Genomic DNA, 18,988 nt, shown 5'->3' on the forward strand with positions numbered 1-18,988 from the left:
GTTAACTGAGGGTAGGATACTCCGCCATGGCCTTTGTTTCAGCGGACATGCGCCGATCTTGCCCTACGACAAACGCCCGCCTTGGTCGGCGGGTGTCTAGGACAAATGTCGTACGTGGGTGGAAGTGTTTGTGGCGCGAAGGGTTGGATGTCGGGGGAAGCTCTGTGTGGGTTGGGGGAAGCTCTGTGTGGGTTGGGGGAACCTCTGTGTAGGTTGGGGGAACCTCTGTGTGGGTTGGGGGAACCTCTGTGTAGGTTGGGGGAAGCTCTGTGTGGGTTGGGGGAGCCTCTGTGTGGGTTGGGGGAGCCTCTGTGTAGGTTGGGGGAGCCTCTGTGTAGGTTGGGGGAACCTCTGTGTAGGTTGGGGGGGCCTCTGTGTGGGTTGGGCCGACCGATTACGGCCTCGATGATGACGGTTACGCTTGGTAGGTGGGTGGATGCCCTGCGCGGGCGGCGGCTAGGGGCCAGCCCCTAGCGACCCCGCGAGGGGGCGTTGCCCCCTTCGATCCCCCAATTTTGGGCGTTCCCGTGCCGTTTCCTGGCGGCTAGTGTTCGTGCATATGGCCATGAAGACTTTAGCGGCACCTTCGCCGCATGGGCCGGGTGGGTAGGGTTTTGGCTGCTCGCCACATTCTTCCACCTTTTCTGCCCTTGGTGTCTTGGCGGCTTGGTGGTAAAGAATCTTCGCGCCTTCGCGTCTTCGTGGTTATGGGTTCTCTTGTTTCCCTTGGTGTCTTGGAGTCTTGGTGGTAAAGAGTCTTCGCGCCTTCGCGTCTTCGTGGTATTCGTCCCCTTTGTTCCCTTAGTGTCTTGGTGTCTTGGTGGTAAAACGGGTTCCCTCCTACGGCTGCTCGGGCTTCTCGTCGCCCTCCAGCGACACCAGGCCCTCGCGCAGGGCGTAGAGCGTGGCCTGGGTGCGGCTGGCCAGCTGCAGCTTGTGCAGGATGTTGCTCACGTGGGTGCGGGCGGTCTTCTCGGTGATCACCAGCCGGGCCGCGATCTCCTTGTTGCTGAAGCCCTGGGCGATCAGCCGCAGCACCTCGATCTCGCGCTCGGTGAGCGGCTCGGGGGTGGGCGCGGCGGGCGGCGGGGCCGGGCTGGTCAGCTCCTGCAGCACCTTGCGGGCGATCGCGGGGTGCAGCGAGGACTCGCCACGGTAGACCTGGCGCAGCGCCTGGGTCAGCGCCTCCGGCTCGGAGTCTTTCAGCAGGTAGCCGCGCGCGCCCGCCTTGAGCGCGGGGAAGACCTTGTCGTCGGTGGTGAAGCTGGTGAGCACCAGGATGCGGATCTCGGGCTGGCGGGCGCTGATGGCCCGCGTGGCCTCGATGCCATCCAGCTCGGGCATGGAGAGATCCATCAGGATGACGTCGGGCTGAAGCTGGGCCGCCGCCTCGATCGCGGCCCTGCCGTCGCTGGCCTCGCCGATCACGCTGATATCCGGCTCGCGCGCGAGCAGGGCGCGCAGGCCCTTGCGCACCAGCACGTGGTCGTCGGCGATCAGCACGCGGATCTGTGGCTCGCTCATGGGTGTACCTCCACGCGGATGCATGTGCCCTGTCCAGGGGCGCTCTCGATGTCGATGCTGCCGCCGAGCCGCGCGGCGCGCTCGCGCATGCCGCGCAGGCCCAGGCCGCTGTTGGCTTTTTCCACGGGGCTGAAGCCCGCGCCGTCGTCGCTGATCTCTAGCCGGGTGGTGGGGCCGAAGCGCAGCCGCACCGCCACGTGCGAGGCGCGGGCGTGCTTGAGGATGTTGTTCAGCGCCTCCTGCACGATCGAGTATAGCTCGTGGCGCACGGCGGGCGGCAGCGTGTCCTCGCCCTCGGCCAGCAGGTCGGCGCGCAGCGCGGTGCGGGCCTCCACCGCATCCAGGCGGCCCTGGAGCGCGGCCACCAGGCCCTCGGTGTCCAGCTTGGGCGAGCGCAGGTTGAAGATCAGCAGGCGCATCTCGCCCAGCGCCTCGCGGGCGATGGTGCCAACCTCGGCCAGGTGCTCCTGCACCACGGCGTGCTCGCCGTCGGCCAGCGCGCCGCTGGCGGCCTCGGTGTAGAGCGCCAGGCTGTAGAGCGCCTGGGCCACCGAGTCGTGCAGGTCGCGGGCCAGCCGCTGCCGCTCGGCCACGATCGCTAGCTGCTCGACCTGCTGCTGCAGGCGGGTGTTCTGGATGGCGATGGCGGCCTGGTCGGCCACGCGCCCCAGCAGCCGCATGTCGTCGGCGCTGAAGCCGCCGGGCTTGTTCAGCACATCCAGCGCGCCGATGGCGTCGTCGCGCAGGCGCAGCGGGGCCACCAGCAGCGATGTGACCGGCGCGCCAGGGATGGCCAGCCCCAGCTCGCGGATGGGCTGGTTGAGGAACTGCGGCGCGCCCTGGCGCAGCACCTCGCCGGTGATCGAGCCGCCGATCTGGATGCGCTCGTGGGCGGCGGCGCAGCCCTGGCTGTGCGCTACCTGCAGCCACATCTCGTCCTCGCGCAGCAGGATGGCGCTGGCCGCCGCGCCGGTGAGCCTGCATGCCTCGGCGCACACCACATCCAGCACCTCGGACAGGCTGTTCTTGGCCAGCAGCGCGGCGGTCACGCGCTGGAGGCTGCGGCTCTCGGCCAGCTGGCGCTGGGTCTTCTCGTACAGGCGGGCGTTCTCCACCGCCAGCGCGCCCGAGGTGGCGATGCCCCAGGCCAGCGTCACCTCGTCGTCGCTGAAGGCCCGCCGCTCGCCCGAGGTGGCGGCGATGGCCACGCCCAGCGTGCGCTCGCTGGCGGCGATGGGCAGCACCAGCACCGAGGCCACGCCCAGCGCCTGCGCCAGCCCCTTGTCGATCCGCGCGTCGTGCTGGGCGTCGGCGGAGACCACCGGCTGCTGCAGCTGGATGGCGCTCTGGATGAGCTGGTTGCTCGGGAGGTCGATCGGCATGCGCAGGAAGGTCTTCAGGCGCGATGGGTTCGCGCCGATGGTCGGGAAGCGCGGCTCCAGCCGCTGGCCCTCATCCTCCAGCAGATAGATGCCGCAGTCGTAGACGCCGATCGCCTCGGCGATCTTGTTGGCGATCCTGGCCAGCACCTCGTCGAGCTGCAGCGAGCTGGCCGCCGTCTGCGTGGCATCCAGGATGAGCGCGGTGCGCTGCTGCTGCTGGCGCAGGTCGTAGGCCGCCGCCTCGGCGTGGTGCGTGGTGAAGCGCCCGATCGCCCAGTGGATGTGCGAGTCGAAGCGGGCGATCGCCGCCTCGGCGTCCTCGGCGCTGGGGCCGGTGGCGCTCATCAGCACCGGCAGCGCCGCTGTCTTGGCCAGCAGCAGCGCCTCCACCACCTCGCCGCTGTCGTAGCCGGGCCGCAGCCGCCACATGCACACATCGCTGATATAGTCGTCGAGGATCTGCAGCGAGCCGGTGGCGAGCGCATCGATCAGCGCGGCCAGCCCCTGCTGGGCGATCTCAAGCATGCTCTGCTGGGGCATCAGCGCCTCAAGGCCGCCGGTGCGCTGCTGGATGAGCGCGGCCCAGGCGTGGGAAAGCTCATGCTGGTGCTGCTCAAGCAGCGCGGCCAGGCTGTGCGAGGGGGTGAGCGTAGAAGCCATAGGTGGCCGGTTCTCCTGTGGGCCTGGATGGTGGGCCTAGCGCCAGTATAGCACGGGGGCACGGCGACGGCGCGCGGCTGGTGTTTTCACCACCAAGACGCCAAGGCACCAAGGATGAAAGGGGGCAACCACCACGAAGGCGTGAAGCGGAGATGGCGAGCGATCTCGTAGGGGGCGTGCCGCGCTGGGGCGCATGTCGGCCATGGCCCCGGCGTTGCCCGTTCGCGCCAGCACATTGCTTTTGGCGCACGCAGCGGCACGGGCTGGCGCTAGGGCTGCTGCTCGCGCACCATGATATGGCCGGTGGCCGCGAACTGCTCGTTGCCCGTAAGCCTGCCCTGCCTTGTCTCGCGGATGGTAAATCCCTCGCCCTGGTAGAGCCGGATGGCGGCGATGTTGCCCGCCAGCACCTCTACGGTGGCCGCGCCGCCGCAGCGGCTGATCGCGTGGCGCAGCAGCTTGCGACCAATGCCCTGGCGGTAGCGGGCCCGGTCGACATACAGCCAGGAGATCTCATCATCGCTGACCGCCACAAAGCCCACCACATTGCCACCATCATCGGCCACCCACACCTCGCCATCGAACAGGCCCTCGGTCTGGGCGGTCTGCTCAAGCGTGAGGAAGGCGGCCAGATCGACCGAGCCGCGCAGCTCATCGAGGCGAGCGCGGTCGTGGATGGCGCAGAGGCGCGGCCAGTCGGATTCCTGGTAGGGGCGTAGCTCGATCGCCATGGGTCAGCCTTTCATCTGAATCTGAAAGAGGGCGCGCTCGGTAGCGAACCGAGGGCACCATCGGCATACCGGCCAGCGCGCTGGCGGCGGCGCTACTGACCAAGCTGCTTGAAATGCAGCATGAACTTCAGCGCCCGCGAGCCATGATCGGCCATTGTGCTGCTGTCGAAGGCCTCGCTCATAAAGTCGACGAAGCCGTCGGGCGCATCGCTATCGCTCAGCCGCTTGAAGCCCATCGACCACTCGCCAAAGCTGCGCTTGAGGATCGGCGACTCATCCAGCATGACCACATGCTGGTGCCGCGGGTCGGCGAGGACGCGGGCGTAGACGCGGCGCACCGCTTCCTCCTCGCCCTCAAGGATCTGCATAAAGTCGCCGTCGCGGTAGAGCAGCAGGCCGGTGAGCCCAAGCGCGTGATTGTTGCGGCGGCTCACCGCAAGCAGGCTGTCAAGCTCGGCATCCCCAAACGGCTCGACGGAACAGCTGATGTAGATGATACGGATCATGACGCTCCTCTTTTTAATCCCTAGCGAACTATAGCTATTTTCCTGCCACGGGTGCCCGATAGTGGTACGTAGAGCCTAAAGTTGGGATGTCAGCAGGCCGCCATCAGCGCACGGGGCGCATCGGCGCGCTGGCCGTGCGGGGGCGAGCTGCACGATGGAGACAAAACCCGCCGGATCTGGCGTTCTATAGGATGCCCGATCTCTTTCCGCCATAGCCCGCCGCACGAGCACAACTGCCGCTGTGCCAGCGATGCAGGATCTGCTCAAGGAGAGCACCGCCATGACCCCTCTGTGGCACCCCGATATTGTCCAGAAGCTGCTCTTTGCGCCACACCTGCTGCTATCGGCTGCGCCGTGGCGGCAGTGGGTCGAGGCTCATGGCGGCATTGGGCGCGCCTATCATTTTCTGCAGGGGCTGCCGCTGAAGGAGTCGCTGCGCGAGGTGCTTGCTGTGATCATCGCTCACCCCGGCGCATCGGTCACAGTCTACCACACGCAGCTTGGCCTGGAGCGGAGCGCCTACCACTATCGGCGCAAGCAGCTGATCGCCACCCTGACCGATCTGCTGAACAGCGAGGCCCCGCTGGCCCAGGGCGAGCCGCAGCTGCCCGCGCGCCGCACCGCGCTGCCGCGCCCAGCCGCGCTGGCCCTGATCGGGCGCGAGGCCGAGCTGCGCGAGCTGATCGAGCTGGCCCAGCAGCCGCACATCCGCCTGATCACGCTGCTGGGCGCGGGCGGCACCGGCAAGACCCGGCTGGCCATCCAGCTGGCCCAGCTGCTCGCGCCGCAATACACCGATGGCCACGTATTCATCCCGCTGGGCGACATCACCGACCCCGACCTGGTGCCGTCGACGGTGGCCCGCCACCTGGGCCTGAAGGATGCGGCGGATCGCAGCGCGCTCGACACGCTGGGCGCGCACCTCGCCGACCGCCAGATGCTGATCGTGCTGGATAATTTCGAGCATGTGCTCGGCCAGGCGTGCTTGCTAGCCCAGCTCGCAGACCTGGCCCGCTCCTGCACGCTGCTGGTGACCAGCCGCCGCGCGCTCAACATCTATGGCGAGCAGCGCTACTACGTGCCGCCGCTGGCGGTGCCGCCCGACGATGGCCCGATCAGCCCGGCGGCGGCCATGCGCTACGATGCGGTGCGGCTGTTCGCCGCCCGGGTGCGCCAGTTCCAGCCGCACTGGGAGCTTGCCCCAGCGACGGTGCCGCTGGTGGCAGCCATCTGCCGCCAGCTCGACGGGCTGCCGCTGGCGCTTGAGCTGGCGGCGGCGCGCGCCGCGGGCATGCCGCTGGCCACGCTGCGCGCGCGGCTCGGCGCGCGCTTCCAGATGCTCACCAACGGGCCTGTCGACCTGCCCGAGCGCCAGCGCACGCTGCTGGCCACCCTCGACTGGAGCTACGACCTGCTGCCCGCCGATGCGCAGGCGCTGCTCGCCGCGCTGGGCGTCTTTGTCAGCGGCTGGGATCTGGATGCCGCCGAGGCGATCTGCGCGGGCGCGGCGGGGCAGATCCTGGATGCGCTCGATGTGCTGGTGCAGAGCAGCATGGTGGTGCTGCGCCCCACATCAGGCGATGGCGAGCGCTTCCAGATGCTCGAAACCATCCGCGCCTACGCGGCAGAGCTCCTGCAGGCCAGCCCCGACCACGCGCCGCTGCGCGAGCGCCACGCCAGCTACTACCTAGCGCTGGCCGAGCGGCTCGAAGGGCAGATCAACGGCCCCGATCAGCTGGGCACACTAGAGCAGATCGCCGCCGACTACCCCAACATGCGCGCCGCCCTGCAGTGGGCGCTCGACCACGGGCGGCGGGTGCTGGCCGAGCGCTTCTGCGGGGCGCTCGGGCGCTTCTGGCTGATGCGCGGCATGTTGCACGAGGGCCGCATGTGGGTCGGCCTGGCCTGGCAGTGCCAGGGGCCATGCGAGCCGCTGAGCCACGCCAAGTCGCTCTGGGCGGCGGCCATCCTGGCCTACGATCAGGGCGATGAGGCCCAGTCGATCAGCTTCAGCCAGCAGGCGCTGGAGCTCTACCGGGCGGGCGGCGATCAGGCCGGCATGGCCATGTCGCTCATGGCCATGGGTGCGGTGGTGATGATGCGCGGCGAGTACGAGCGCGCCGCCGAGGCGCTGACCGAGGCGCTGGCGCTGTACCGCCAGCTGGGCGACACGCGCAATATCGGCGCGACGCTGCACAACCTGGGGGCCACCGCAGGCGAGCAGGGCGATTTCGCCCAGGCCGAGATCTACTACGCCGAGTGCCTGCGCATCCACCGGCAGTCAAACGACGCATGGAGCCTGGCCCACGGCCTGATCAACTACGCGATGAGCCAGCATCACCAGGGCATGGTCACCGCCGCGACGCGGGCGATCTTCGCCGAGGGCCTGGGCCTGATGCGCCAGCTGAAGGACACCTACGGCATCGCCCGCGCCTACTTCCAGCTTGGGCTGCTGGCCTGCGACGATGGCCAGTTCGATCAGTCCTACGCCTACCTGCGCGACTCGCTGCAGCTGCAGCAGCAGATCGGCGACAAGCGCGGGATGATCAATAGCATCGAGGGCCTGGCCCGGCTCTGCATGGCCCAGGGGCGCTTTGTGTCGGTGGCGCGGCTGCTGGGGCTGGCGCTGGCGCTGCGCGGCGCGGTGGGCGTCCCGGCCTCGCCGGTGATGCGGCGCATGGCCTGCAAGACCCGGCTGGGCAGCCGCCAGCATGTCGCGCCGCAGCTGTGGGATCAGGCCTGGGGCGAGCTGCAGCACCTCTCGCTCGATCAGGGCGCGGCGCTGGCGCTGCGCTGCGCCCAGCCCGACCCGGCATGGCTGGCCCGCTTCCCCGCCCACTATCACGAGCGGCTCCTGCTCGGCATGGGCTAGCGACACCAAGGCGGCTGGGGTTGCCCCCAGCCGCCTTGGTGCCGTCCGTCGATCACGCTAGCACACCGTCGGGTCGCAGGCCAAATCGCCATCGATGGTGATCGGTATCTGCACCGGGCCGCCCAGCTGCGCCCCATGCGGCAAGAACAGGCCGAGCGTGAAATCCTCATCCAGCTCAATCGCCTTGTCGGTCAGCAGGTTGATCTCGATGTACTTTCGCGTCTCGCCGGGCGCAAAGCTGATCGTGCCCTTGAGCGCTTTGAAATCGACATCTTCGACCGCGCTGCCGCTGCTGCTGAAGTAGCTCACCTTCACCAGCTGGCTGGATGGCGCGCTCAGCTCGACCGCGACCAGCAGCGTGGTGCCCTCGGCGCCGTGGTAGTGGGCAGGGGTGAAGCGGATCGTATCGTTTGGCAGGATGGCGACCTTGGCCTCGGACGGCGGGCTGACGCTGCTGCCGCCGGTGGCGGTCAGCTGGACCGTGAACAGCTCCTCGCCCTCCTGGATGGCATCTTCGTTGATCGGGATGCTGAGCTCCTGGGTCTGCTGGCCAGGCGCGAAGCTGATCGTCCCCGCCACACCCGCCGGGAAATCTGCGCCCGCCGTGGCGCTGCCGCCCACCGCCGTATAGCCAAAGCTGAGCTGCTGCTGGCTGGGCTGGCTCAGCTCCACGGTCAGCTGCACGCTGCCCGCGCCCTCGTGCACCTCGTAGCGGGCCGCGCTAAAATGGGCGCTGGTATCGTCATCATGGATCACCACCTTCGTGGTTGTCTGCAAATCCAGATCGACCTGCGGGTTACCGATCAGCGCCAGCTGGAATTGCTCGCTTGGCTCGTACTGGCTGTCGTTGATCAGCGGCACGCGCAGATTGGCCGAGTGCTGGGTGTGGCTGAAGGTGATGCTGCCGGTGGTAGCTTGGTAGTCGCTGCCCGCCTGGGCGGTCTCATCCTGGGTGGTGTAGCTGATCACCGCCGTCTCGCCGGGTTCCATGGTGCCGATCTGCCGGATGGCCACGTCAACATAGCCTATATTCTCATACACATAGTAGGCTGGCGCGCCAACCATAAACTGGGCCTTCGCAGAGATGTAGATGACCGCCATCTCTACCGGCCCGATCGTTGCGCCATCGGCGTTGTAGAGCGAGAAAGAGAGGCTCTCCTGAACCTCGGTCTTGGTATCGTTGAGGATAGCGATGTGCACCAGCTTCTCGACCTCGCCAGGGGCGAAGGTGACGCTGCTGTCGACGGCGATGTAGTCCTCTCCCGCGCGGGCGTTGGCATCCCCCGTTCGGTAGTAGGCGGTCACCGGCTCGGCGGCGGGCTGGCTCAGCCGCACCGGCACCACGATCTCGCCCGCCCACTCCTTCACGTTGAAAAATGGCTGGGAGATCGAGACGCTGCTATTGCCGATCGCAAGATCCCCCAGGTAGTAGCTGCCATCGCTCTGCTTGCCTCCAATCGCAAGGTTTAGCGGCACCTGATAGGGCGCGGGAGCCGCCACCTGGACGTGCAGCGCATAGGTACCGGCGGGCAGCGTGGCCGGTAGGTCAAATGCATCGGTTGTGGTCACCGGGCCGGTGGCCGCCTCAAGCACACTGCCGAGCTGGAACGCCGACTCGCCCTGCCATACGACCGCGCCATTGTTGCGCAGCTGGAAGGTGGGGTGGACGGCATCGTAGATCGGCGCGTTGCCATGATTGCGCCAGGTGGACTCGATCGCCATCTGGTTCCCGGCAAAAGCGCCGAGCACGCGAACCTGATCAATGCCATAGCGGTAGCCTGCCAGCTTGCCTGCCTGCACCATATCGCGCACGTTCTCGTCGGTCCAGCTGGAGCTGGGGTCGCGGGTGCATGCGTTGTCGGGCGAGCTGTAGGGCGGCTGCTTGTAGGGCGGCGCAAAGTTGCCGTTGCCCACCAGCGAGACATGGTACTTGGGCACCTGGCTTTTTGCCAGCGCAAACTGGGCCTGGGCCTCGGCTATGGGTTCGTCGGCCAGATATTCGCCGATCATCTCGGTGAAGACTGGCTCGTACTTCCAGCGCTCGCGGATGGCCTCGCCCACGGGCACGCCATGGATCACCGCCGTGCTCTGCATGGCGCGGTCGATATTCTGCATCTGGGCATCATGCCCCAGCGCATCGCGGAACCAGCCCCAGCGCGGCATCTTGGTCATCGCATACTGGAAGATATACTGGTTGTTGTTGATCGAAGCACCATCACTACCATCGTTCTGCTGATCCGACAGCGCTATCTGAAGACGGTAGAGGCCGCGCAGCCGGCTGTGCCAGGCATCCACCATCCACTCGGCGGTCGCGGGGCTGGCCCAGATCGAGCTGCTGGCAGGGGTCTTGCGATTGATGTAGTTCTCGCCATACTTGCCGTAGCTGCGCATCTGGACACCGGCGATCCACGGGTGATCGGGGCTGTTGGCGGGGAACTCCTGCACAAAGCTATCGAGCAGCAGCTCTAGGCGCTGCCGCACCTGGGGGTTGTTGTAGTTGGGGTACCACACCCCGTCTGACCAATCGCCCCAGCCATCCTGCACCATATAGTTTGGCACGGCGGTCAGCGTACTCGTCACACTCACGCCGATGCCAAGCCAGACCCGCTGGCCGCGCGTGCGCGCCTTGTTCAGAACCTCATGCACCTTGCTCCAGTCATAGGTGCCCGGCGAGGACTCAAGTTTGCTCCACGCCCAGCGCTCATACTTATCTTTGTTCGAGATCAGGGCTGGGTCGCAGATGTAGGGCGGGGCCTGCCAGCGATACAGCCCGCGCCCAGGGTTGGGGATCTCATTGTTCTGCTCGATGGCGATCTGCTGCGGCTGGTAGGTTCCTTCGCCAATCGTTGTGAGCGGCCTGGCCTGGGCTGTCGGCGGGCCATGCGCTGGCGCGATAGCAGAAATGATCAGAATGGCTAGCCCTAAGAGCTGTCGTTTCATAGATAGAGGTGGCTCCTTGCGCCCACCGAACGAGGCAGATGCCGCGCTCGGTGGGCGCTCGCTGATTACTGGGGAGGCCGCGCTACGGCGCGAAGTAGACCGAGATCGAGTGGATGTAGTAGCCGCCATCGGTGCCGTTGGCATCATCGACGGCGGAAAACAGCGAGTGGCCCTGGAAGCTGCCCGACTGGGTGATGTTGAGCTACGCCCGCACCGAGCAGAAGGTGGTGTTGTAGCAGGTCTGGCTGCCGACGCTGCGCCCGCCATAGCTGGAGGTGAGGATGGTCTCGACATAGATCACATCCGCCGGAGTGTTGCATGTGACGTTGCCCACCGAGATGGCGGTGGTCTTGCCGAGCTTGTAGGGCTTGCCGACGGATGGCGTGCAGGAGAGGTAGCCAGCGGTGCTGGCCGTGGGGGCCGCCGTGGCGGGCACGGATGCCGCAGTAAGCGCGATCAGCGCCGTGGCGGCGCTGGCCGCAGCCCGCGCGGCGAGCAGAGAAAACATGCGCATCGGTTCCTCCTTGTGGTCGTTGCGGTTATTCGCTAGGCACAAGGAGTATAGAAAAGACGCGGGGGTGTGGAGTCCGAAGAAGATCCGAAAGCTGGCCAACATGTGTTGCGCTATCGTCCAGGCAGTGCCCGGGGTGCGCTACCAGCTCGCCTCGCGGAAGCTGAGCATGAACTGGAACGCCGCGCTGCCGCGACCCGGCAGCTGGTCGATATCGCTCGCCGTGTCGAAGAAATCGACAAAACCAGGCGCGAGCGCAGCCGTGTGGATGCGGTGAAAGCCCATCCATCACGCGCCAAAGCTGCGCTGATCGATCGGCGAGTCATCGAGCTGAACGATATGGGTGTGGCGGGGGTCGCGGCAGATCGTGGCGTAGACCGCGCGCACCGTGCGCTCCTCGCCCTCCAGGATCTGCATGAAGCTGCCAGCGCGATACAGCAGCAGCCCGGTGATACCGCGCGCCTGGTTGTTCCGGCGGCTGCTATCGAGCAGGGCCTCAAGTTCAGGCTGGGAAAACGGGCGAGCAGCCGAGCTAACGTAGATGATGCGGATCATGCGGCACCTGCTGGCTCGACAGCGCCACCGGCATCACACATCCAGTGCCCAACGGCGATGTCAAAAGCGGGGCAAAAGCTGACAGCTGAAGTTAGTATACGCAGGACGTGGGGCGCGCGCAAGCGACAGGGGCACCGCAGCAGGGCCTATGCGTTCTTGATTCAGCCAATCTTTTACCACGAAGGCGCGAAAGCGCGAAGATTTTATTTTCGAATCTTCGCGCCTTCGTGATATGCGTTCTCTTTTGTCGCCTTGGTGTCTTGGGATCTTGGTAGTAAACATAGACTGCCGAATGAGAAGGCATCGGCCCTGGGCACAGCAGGAAGGCGGGCAAGCGCCAATGCTAGCCCTTGCGCATCAGGTGGATGAGCAGGTGATCGCGCCAGAACAGCACCCAGCGCACGGTAAAGTAGACCTTGCGGTACAGCCAGCCCTGCCGCACCACATCGTAGTCCACCAGCACCACGCGGCCATCCTCGGTGTACATCAGGTTGTGCGAGCGCAGCAGGTTGCGCTCGACCAGGAAGCTCCACATGCGCTCGGGCAGCGCGGCCAGGCTGTTGTTGCGCCGCCGCTCCTCGTGGCTCTTGCTGGCGCGGCCATACAGATCGGGCATGCTGCCGCTGTCGCCGTAGAAGCGCAGCGAGCGGGCGATGATATCGCGCAGCTGGATGGCGATGCTGCGGCGCTCCGCCTTGGGCAGGGCATCGTAGTCGAGCGCCGCCAGCGGGCGCGCGCCTTCCAAAAAGGGCTGGATGACCAGCACCTGCGCGCGGTGCGCCGAGTCGTCGGCGATCAGGTAGAAGCTGGGGATGCTGGCGCGCGGCCCCAGGCAGCGGGCGAAGCTGTCGGCGGCGTCGCGCATGCCCTGGGCGATCCGGGCCGCATCCGCCGCCGAGCCGCCTAGGTCGGCCTTCAGCTTCACCACATAGCGCCCGTCGTCGCTGCGGTAGACCTCGGTCTCGTTCCCGCCGCCCAGCCGCTCCAGCGAGTGATCCAGATCAATAGGGGCAAAAACCCGATCGGTGTAGTGTGCCATAGCCCTCTCTGCTGCTGCGCTTCCTGCCCGCTACGACGACGCCCGCAGGCGCGGGGTTGCGCGGGCCACATCCGCCAAAGGGTGGATGTGGCCCGCGACGCCGCCTAGGCCGCCAGCACCTGGGCGAAGATCTCCAGCGCCGCCTCCACATCGCCCGCGTCGATGCCATAGTGGGTCACCGCGCGCACCCGCCCGCCGCCGATCTCGCCCACCAGCACGCCGCGCTCGGCCAGCCGATCGATCAGCGCGGCGGCATCCAGCGGCGCACCCGCTTCCAGCGAGAACACCACGATGTCGGTCTGCACGCTGGCCAGGTCGAGCTGCACATGGGGCAGCGTGGCCAGACCCTCGGCCAGGATGCGGGCGTTGGCATGATCCTCGGCCAGCCGACCCACCATCTGCTCCAGCGCCACGATCCCCGCCGCCGCCAGCACGCCCGCCTGGCGCATGCCGCCGCCCAGCAGCTTGCGCAGCCGCCGCGCGCGGGCCACCAGCGCCGCATCGCCCGCCAGCACCGAGCCGACCGGAGCGGCCAGCCCCTTGGAGAGGCAGAACATCACGCTGTCCGCCGTGGTCGCGATCTGCGCGGCGGGCACGCCCAGCGCCACCGCCGCGTTGAACAGCCGCGCCCCATCCAGGTGCGTGGCCAGCCCGCGCCCGCGCGCGAACGCCTGGGCCGCGCGCATGTACTCCAGCGAGAGCACGGTACCGCCGCAGCGGTTGTGGGTGTTCTCCAGGCACAGCAGCCGCGTCAGCGCCTCGTGCGCGTCGTCGGGGTTGCGGACGCAGCCGGCCAGCGCATCCAGCGGCAGCTCGCCGTGGGGCGCGGTGGGCACGGGGCGCAGCGCCACCCCGCCCAGCACCGAGGGGCCGCCCGCTTCGTAGTGGAAGATGTGCGACTCGTCGCCCACCAGGGCCTCGTCGCCGCGCCCGCAGTGGGCCAGCACCGCCAGCAGGTTGCCCATGGTGCCGCTGGGCACGAACAGCGCCGCCTGCTTGCCCACCGTGGCGGCGGCCAGCTGCTCCAGCTGGTTCACGGTAGGATCCTCGCCGTACACATCATCGCCCAGGTCGGCCTGGGCCATCGCGGCGCGCATCTCGGGCGAGGGCAGGGTCACGGTATCGCTGCGCAGATCGATCATCGTCGGCATAGAGGCGCTTCCTTTCCTAGTCGGGAAAACCCATGCACCAGCACCACGCGCCCCATCGCCGCCTGTGCGTGCAGCCCGCCCACTATACCACGGACAAGAGTTCTCACCACAAAGACACGGGTTTTCACCACCAAGGCTCCAAAACACCAAGGGGCGAAAGAGGGCGAATGCCACGAAGACACGAAGGCGCGAAGGGGGAAAGAACCGATTCACCGCCAAGGCACCAAGACGCCAAGGGGCAAAAGAGGCAGGAAAAAGCGCACCGCCCCAACCCTACCCACCCGGCCCATGCGGCGAAGGTGCCGCTCGTGCACACTGGCCATATGCACGAACACCAGATGCCTGATTTCGGCATTGGAATGCTACAAATTGGGGGTCCGAAGGGGGCGGCGCCCCCTCGCGGGGTTCCGAGGGGCTGGCCCCTCGGCGCCGCCCGCGCCGGGCACACACCAACTAACCAAGAGCCCCCCATCATCGAAGCCGCAAGCGGTTGGCCCGATCGGGCAACGCTGCAAGCATTGCCTACGGTCGCCCCGACCCAAACCGACGCAGAAACGGAAACACCAGCGAGCATATCGCGAGCGCAAAAGCCCCGCAACTTGCCCTATAATACACGGGCCTGAACACCAGAACACCGACGAGGAGCCTGATGGCCGCCAAAATTCTCGACGGGCGCGCGCTCGCCAAAACCATGCGCGAGGAGCTGCGCCAGAACATCCGCCAGTTTATCGAGCAGACCGGGGCACCGCCCACGATCACCGTGGTGCGCGTGCACGGCGACCCATCCTCGGAGCGCTACCTGCGCACCATCCAGAAATCCTGCACCGACATCGGCATCATCTTCCAGGAGCGCCTGCTGCACGCCAACGCCACCCAGGAGATGCTTGAGCATACCGTGCGCGGCGTCAGCAAAGATGACACGGTGGACGCCGTGCTGCTGCATCTGCCGCTGCCGCCCGGCTTCGACGCCAAGGCCGCGATCGCCCACCTCGACCCGATGAAGGATGTGGATGGCGTGCACCCCCAGAACGCCGGCCTGCTCTCGCAGGAGCGCCCGCGCTTCGTGCCTAACACCCCGGCGGGCGGCATGGAGCTGCTGAAGCGCAACGGCATCGAGCTGTACGGCAAGCGCATCACCGTGATCGGGCGCAGCAACGTGGTGGGCAAGCCCATGGCGCTGATGCTGATGCAGGAGGATGCCACCGTCACCATCTGCCACCGCGCCACCGTCGACCTAGCCCGCTCGGTGCGCGACGCCGAGATCCTGGTCACGGCGGCGGGCGCCCCCCACCTCGTGACGGGCGACATGGTCACGCCCGGCGTGGTGGTGATCGACTTCGGCATCAACGTGCTGGAGGATGGCAGCGTGGTGGGCGACGTGCACTACCCCAGCGTCTCCCAGGTGGCCTCGGCCATCACCCCCGTGCCCGGCGGCACCGGCCCGGTGACCAACGTGCTGCTGCTGCGCAACGTGCTGTGGGCGGCCCAGCTGCGGCGGGGCTAGCGCCTGCGCCAGGGGAGCCGACGCCGCCTCCCCATACATCTCACCGCAGCCAAGCTGCGCCGATGCCGTAGCACTTTTGTAATCATCCTGCCCGCATGCAGCGAGCCGAGCGCCCTATACTACTATGAGACGCCAGCCTCGTAGGAGCCAGCTATGCTGCAGATCATCCATCAGCGGGTCGCCGATCTCAAAAGCCAGTCCCCCGCCGACAGCTACCGCATCCCGGTGGTGCTGCTGCTGCTCGGCTCCTCGCTCGTGGCCGCCATGCTCGCGCTGGTGATCTTCATCATGGTCCCGATCTTCAGCGAGGTGCGGCTCCCCTTCCTGCTCAGTACGGTGGCCACTATCGCGGTCATCTTCCTCTGCTTCTTCTTGGTGTTCCAATCCCGCATCCAGGTGGCCGTCTCGATCATCGTCATCACCCACCTGCTCTCCCTGCTCTGGGGGCTCGACATCTTTGGGCTGGTGAACGGCAGCGTGTTTCTGGTGGGCTTCTCCATCCCAGTGCTCTTTGCGGCCATGGCGGGCAGCCGCAAGATGGTGATCAGCGTGACAGTCGCCAGCGTGCTGATCGTCGCCTATATCCTCTTCCGAAGCAACGCCTTCACCGACAGCCCGGTCAACTACATCAGCTCGATCCTGGTCTTCAGCATCGCCACAGGGGTGGTGGCCTGCTCCGCCGACTACTTCTCGCGCTCGCTGCAGTCGCACCTTTCCAACGCGCTGCAGCGCGAGCACGAGCTAGAGGAGCTGCGCCAATGGCTGGAGCAGAAGGTCCAGGAGCGCACGGTCGACCTGAAGCGCGCGCTCTACGATGTGGAGCTGCGCGAGGCCACCATCGCCCGCGCCCTCACCGATCTGAGCGAGAGCGAGTCGCTGCAGCGCGCTATCCTCGACGCCATCCCCGACGCCATGTTTCGCGTCAGCCGCGCGGGCATCTGCCTCGACTTCAAGCCCGCCCATATCTCCACCGACCTCAAGCTGCACAGCCCGATCACTGGCATGCCGATCGCGCAGGTTCTGCCCTTTGAGTACGCCTACCGCGTGCAGGGGCTGATCGCGGTGGTGCTCGACACTGGCGAGCCACAGCTCTTCGAGAGCACCATCCGGCGCGGGCCACAGGTGGCCGACTACGAGATCCGCATGGTGGCCTGCGCCGACGACGAGGTGCTGGGGATCATCCGCGACATCACCGAGCAGAAGAAGGCCGACCGGATCAAGAGCGAGTTTGTCTCGGTGGTCAGCCACGAGCTGCGCACCCCGCTCACATCCATCCGCGGCGCGATCGGGCTGGTAGCTGGCGAGGTAGCCGGGCCGATCCCGCCCAAGGCCAAGGACATGCTGGAGATCGCCCAGAAGAACAGCATGCGGCTGCTGCTGCTGATCAACGATATTTTGGACATCGAGAAGATCGAGACTGGCAAGATGCGGCTAGATCTGCAGCCCCACGCCCTGCTGCCCATCGTGGAGCACGCGGTAGCCGCCGATCAGAACTACAGCGCGCAGTACAATGTGGCGGTGCGGATCGCCAGCCCCACCCCGGATGTAATCGTGCGCATCGATGCCGACCGTATGCAGCAGGTGCTGGCCAACCTGATCTCGAACGCGGTGAAGTTCTCGCCCCCGGGCAGCGAGGTGCGTATCTGCATCACCACCTACGACGACCGGGTGCGCGTGGCGGTGCAGGATCAAGGCCCCGGCATCACCGATGAGTTCCGCACACGGATCTTCCAGAAGTTTGCCCAGGCCGACGCATCCGACCAGCGCCAGAAGGGCGGCGCTGGTCTGGGCCTCAGCATCTCGAAGACGATCATCGAGCAGTTTGGCGGCCTGATCGGCTTCGAGAGCGAGCCGGGCCAGGGCAGCACCTTCTTCTTCGAGCTGCCGGTGATGCGCGGCTAGTTCAGCCCACGCCGCAGGAAGCTGATGATCAGCGCCAGCCCCACCATGATCACCGCCACACCCGCCAGCGAGCCCAGCACCATCATCAGCGTGCCGCCCAGCCCCAGCGCTATGGCCACCCCCAGCAGCCCGATGCCCAGCACAAACGACCCCAGCACCACCGCCAGCGCCAGCCGGATGCTAGCCTGGGTCAGCGCGTTGGCGATCTGGTGGGCCTCGTGGATGCTGGCCTTGAGCGTCAGCTCGCCCTCATTGAGCTGGCGCAGCAGCGACGACATCTGCTGCGGCATGGCCATGGCCATCTCGCCCATGTCGCGGGCCTGCTGCCAGGCGTCGCTCGCCAGCCGCTCGGGCGAGAGCAGGCTGCGCAGCGCCTGAGCGGTGTAGGGCCGCGCGATCGCAAACACATCCAGCTGCGGGTCGAGCAGCACGCCGGTGCCCTCCATCATCACCAGGGCCTTCAGCAGGATGGCGAGCTGCGCGGGCATGCGCAGCTGGTGCCGCTGCACCAGCGCGAACAGCTCGTTGATCGTCTCCCGCGCCGAGAGCGCCTCCAGCGGCTGGTCGATGAAGCGGTCGAGAAACCGGCCCGCATCCCGCTGCAGCGACGCGCTGACCCCGGCGGGCGACAGGATGTCGAGCCGCTGCATGGCCCGCAGCATCCCGGCCACATCGTGCTGGGTGATCGCGTGCAGCAGCAGCAGCAGGCTGTTGGTCATGTCGCGATCCAGCACCACCACCTGGCCGAAGTCGATCGCGCAGATCACCTCGCCGGGCATGGCGAACATATTGCCAGGGTGCGGGTCGGCGTGAAAGAAGCCGTCGGCGAAGATCTCCTGCAGGATGAGGCTGCAGGCGTGCTGGGCCAGCTGCTTGCGATCCAGGCCCTCGGCCTCGATCCGGGCCAGATCGTTGATCTTGATCCCGAAGATCCGCTCCATGGTCAGGATTCGCGTGCTGCTATACTCCCAGTAGATCTGCGGCACGCGGGCGTGGGGGTTCTTGACAAAGTTCTTGGCGAAGCGCTCGGCGTTGCGCCCCTCGCGCCGGTAGTCTAGCTCGGCCCGCAGCGTGGCCGCGAACTCCCAGGCCAGCTCCTCAAAATCGTACTGGTTGCCCAGCCCGCTGTGCTGCTTGGCCAGCGTCGCCAGATCCTGCAGGATGGCCAGATCGTGGTTCACCACCGTGTCGATGCCGGGCCGCTGGATCTTGATCACCACGTGGCTGCCGTCGTGCAGCACGGCGGTGTGCACCTGCCCCAGCGAGGCGGCGGCGATCGGCACCTCGTCGAACTGCCGGAACAGCTGGCCGATCGGCTTGCCCAGGTCGGCCTCGATCATGGCGATCGCCAGATCCGATCCGAAGGGCGTCACCGCATCCTGCAGCTTGCTGAGCGCGACCACGTACTCGGGGGGGATCAGGTCGGGGCGCGTGCTCATGGCCTGGCCCAGCTTCACAAAGGTCGGGCCAAGCTCGATCAGGGCCAGGCGCAGCCGCTCGGGGCCGCTCAGCACGGGGTGGAGCGGGCGGCGGGCCACGCGGCGCGGCAGCGCCAGCAGCGGCGCAAGCCCCACCTGCTCAAGGAAGAACCCGAAGCCGTAGCGCGTGAGCACCTGGGCGATCTGGCGGTAGCGCCCGAAGTTGCGGGCCTGTCGGACAATCGGCCACATAGGCACCCTCCCCGCGCGGTGCGCCGATCTGGCGGCGGTGC

The 18,988-nt window shown here is 67.0% G+C and carries 13 protein-coding genes; 3 read left to right on the top strand and 10 right to left on the bottom strand.

The features are described 5' to 3' along the window. Window positions 1–840: 840 nt before the first annotated feature. The 4 genes from F8S13_10960 to F8S13_10975 all read right to left on the bottom strand — a co-directional run bounded on the left by F8S13_10960 (window position 841) and on the right by F8S13_10975 (window position 4,803). Window positions 841–1,524: a response regulator transcription factor gene (locus F8S13_10960; GenBank protein ID KAB8143515.1), complete on the bottom strand. Its 684-nt coding sequence runs from the start codon at window positions 1,522–1,524 to the stop codon at window positions 841–843. Continuing rightward, a complete protein-coding gene (locus F8S13_10965; protein KAB8143516.1) occupies window positions 1,521–3,566 on the bottom strand; it encodes a GAF domain-containing sensor histidine kinase in 2,046 nt (681 codons plus the stop codon). The genes F8S13_10960 and F8S13_10965 overlap by 4 nt, the downstream gene beginning before the upstream one ends. A 269-nt stretch (window positions 3,567–3,835) precedes the next feature. Continuing rightward, the gene (locus F8S13_10970; protein ID KAB8143517.1) at window positions 3,836–4,297 is read right to left on the bottom strand and encodes a GNAT family N-acetyltransferase; all 462 of its coding nucleotides are present in this window, start codon (window positions 4,295–4,297) and stop codon (window positions 3,836–3,838) included. 92 nt (window positions 4,298–4,389) lie between these two features. Beyond that, the gene (locus F8S13_10975) at window positions 4,390–4,803 is read right to left on the bottom strand and encodes a BLUF domain-containing protein (GenBank protein KAB8143518.1); all 414 of its coding nucleotides are present in this window, start codon (window positions 4,801–4,803) and stop codon (window positions 4,390–4,392) included. A 280-nt stretch (window positions 4,804–5,083) separates the two neighbouring features. Between F8S13_10975 and F8S13_10980 the strand changes: the two genes are divergently transcribed. Then, a complete protein-coding gene (locus F8S13_10980; protein ID KAB8143519.1) occupies window positions 5,084–7,675 on the top strand; it encodes a tetratricopeptide repeat protein in 2,592 nt (863 codons plus the stop codon). A 57-nt stretch (window positions 7,676–7,732) separates the two neighbouring features. Here F8S13_10980 and F8S13_10985 read toward each other — a convergent pair whose 3' ends face one another. From F8S13_10985 to ltaE, 5 genes are all read right to left on the bottom strand, one after another. Next, complete coding sequence (locus tag F8S13_10985) at window positions 7,733–10,909, bottom strand: DUF4832 domain-containing protein (GenBank protein KAB8143520.1); 3,177 nt, start codon at window positions 10,907–10,909, stop codon at window positions 7,733–7,735. Continuing rightward, complete coding sequence (locus F8S13_10990; protein ID KAB8143521.1) at window positions 10,818–11,129, bottom strand: hypothetical protein; 312 nt, start codon at window positions 11,127–11,129, stop codon at window positions 10,818–10,820. Before F8S13_10990 ends, F8S13_10985 begins: the two co-directional genes overlap by 92 nt. A 285-nt stretch (window positions 11,130–11,414) precedes the next feature. Then, window positions 11,415–11,681, bottom strand: a complete 267-nt coding sequence (locus tag F8S13_10995) for a BLUF domain-containing protein (protein KAB8143522.1) — start codon at window positions 11,679–11,681, stop codon at window positions 11,415–11,417. 343 nt (window positions 11,682–12,024) lie between these two features. Then, window positions 12,025–12,720 (bottom strand): hypothetical protein, encoded by a 696-nt coding sequence (locus tag F8S13_11000; GenBank protein KAB8143523.1) that lies wholly within the window; start codon window positions 12,718–12,720, stop codon window positions 12,025–12,027. 104 nt (window positions 12,721–12,824) lie between these two features. Then, window positions 12,825–13,871, bottom strand: a complete 1,047-nt coding sequence (ltaE, locus tag F8S13_11005; GenBank protein ID KAB8143524.1) for a low-specificity L-threonine aldolase — start codon at window positions 13,869–13,871, stop codon at window positions 12,825–12,827. 649 nt (window positions 13,872–14,520) lie between these two features. On the opposite strand from ltaE, the gene F8S13_11010 reads away from it, so the two are divergent. Continuing rightward, window positions 14,521–15,375: a bifunctional 5,10-methylenetetrahydrofolate dehydrogenase/5,10-methenyltetrahydrofolate cyclohydrolase gene (locus F8S13_11010; protein ID KAB8143525.1), complete on the top strand. Its 855-nt coding sequence runs from the start codon at window positions 14,521–14,523 to the stop codon at window positions 15,373–15,375. A gap of 153 nt (window positions 15,376–15,528) precedes the next feature. After that, on the top strand, window positions 15,529–17,277 hold the full coding sequence (locus F8S13_11015) for a PAS domain-containing protein (protein KAB8143526.1): 1,749 nt from the start codon (window positions 15,529–15,531) through the stop codon (window positions 17,275–17,277). Here the strand turns inward: F8S13_11015 and F8S13_11020 are convergent. Next, a complete protein-coding gene (locus F8S13_11020) occupies window positions 17,274–18,947 on the bottom strand; it encodes an AarF/ABC1/UbiB kinase family protein (GenBank protein ID KAB8143527.1) in 1,674 nt (557 codons plus the stop codon). The genes F8S13_11015 and F8S13_11020 overlap by 4 nt on opposite strands. Window positions 18,948–18,988 lie beyond the last annotated feature (41 nt).

It is taken from the genome of Chloroflexia bacterium SDU3-3, assembly GCA_009268125.1.
GTDB lineage: Bacteria > Chloroflexota > Chloroflexia > Chloroflexales > Roseiflexaceae > SDU3-3.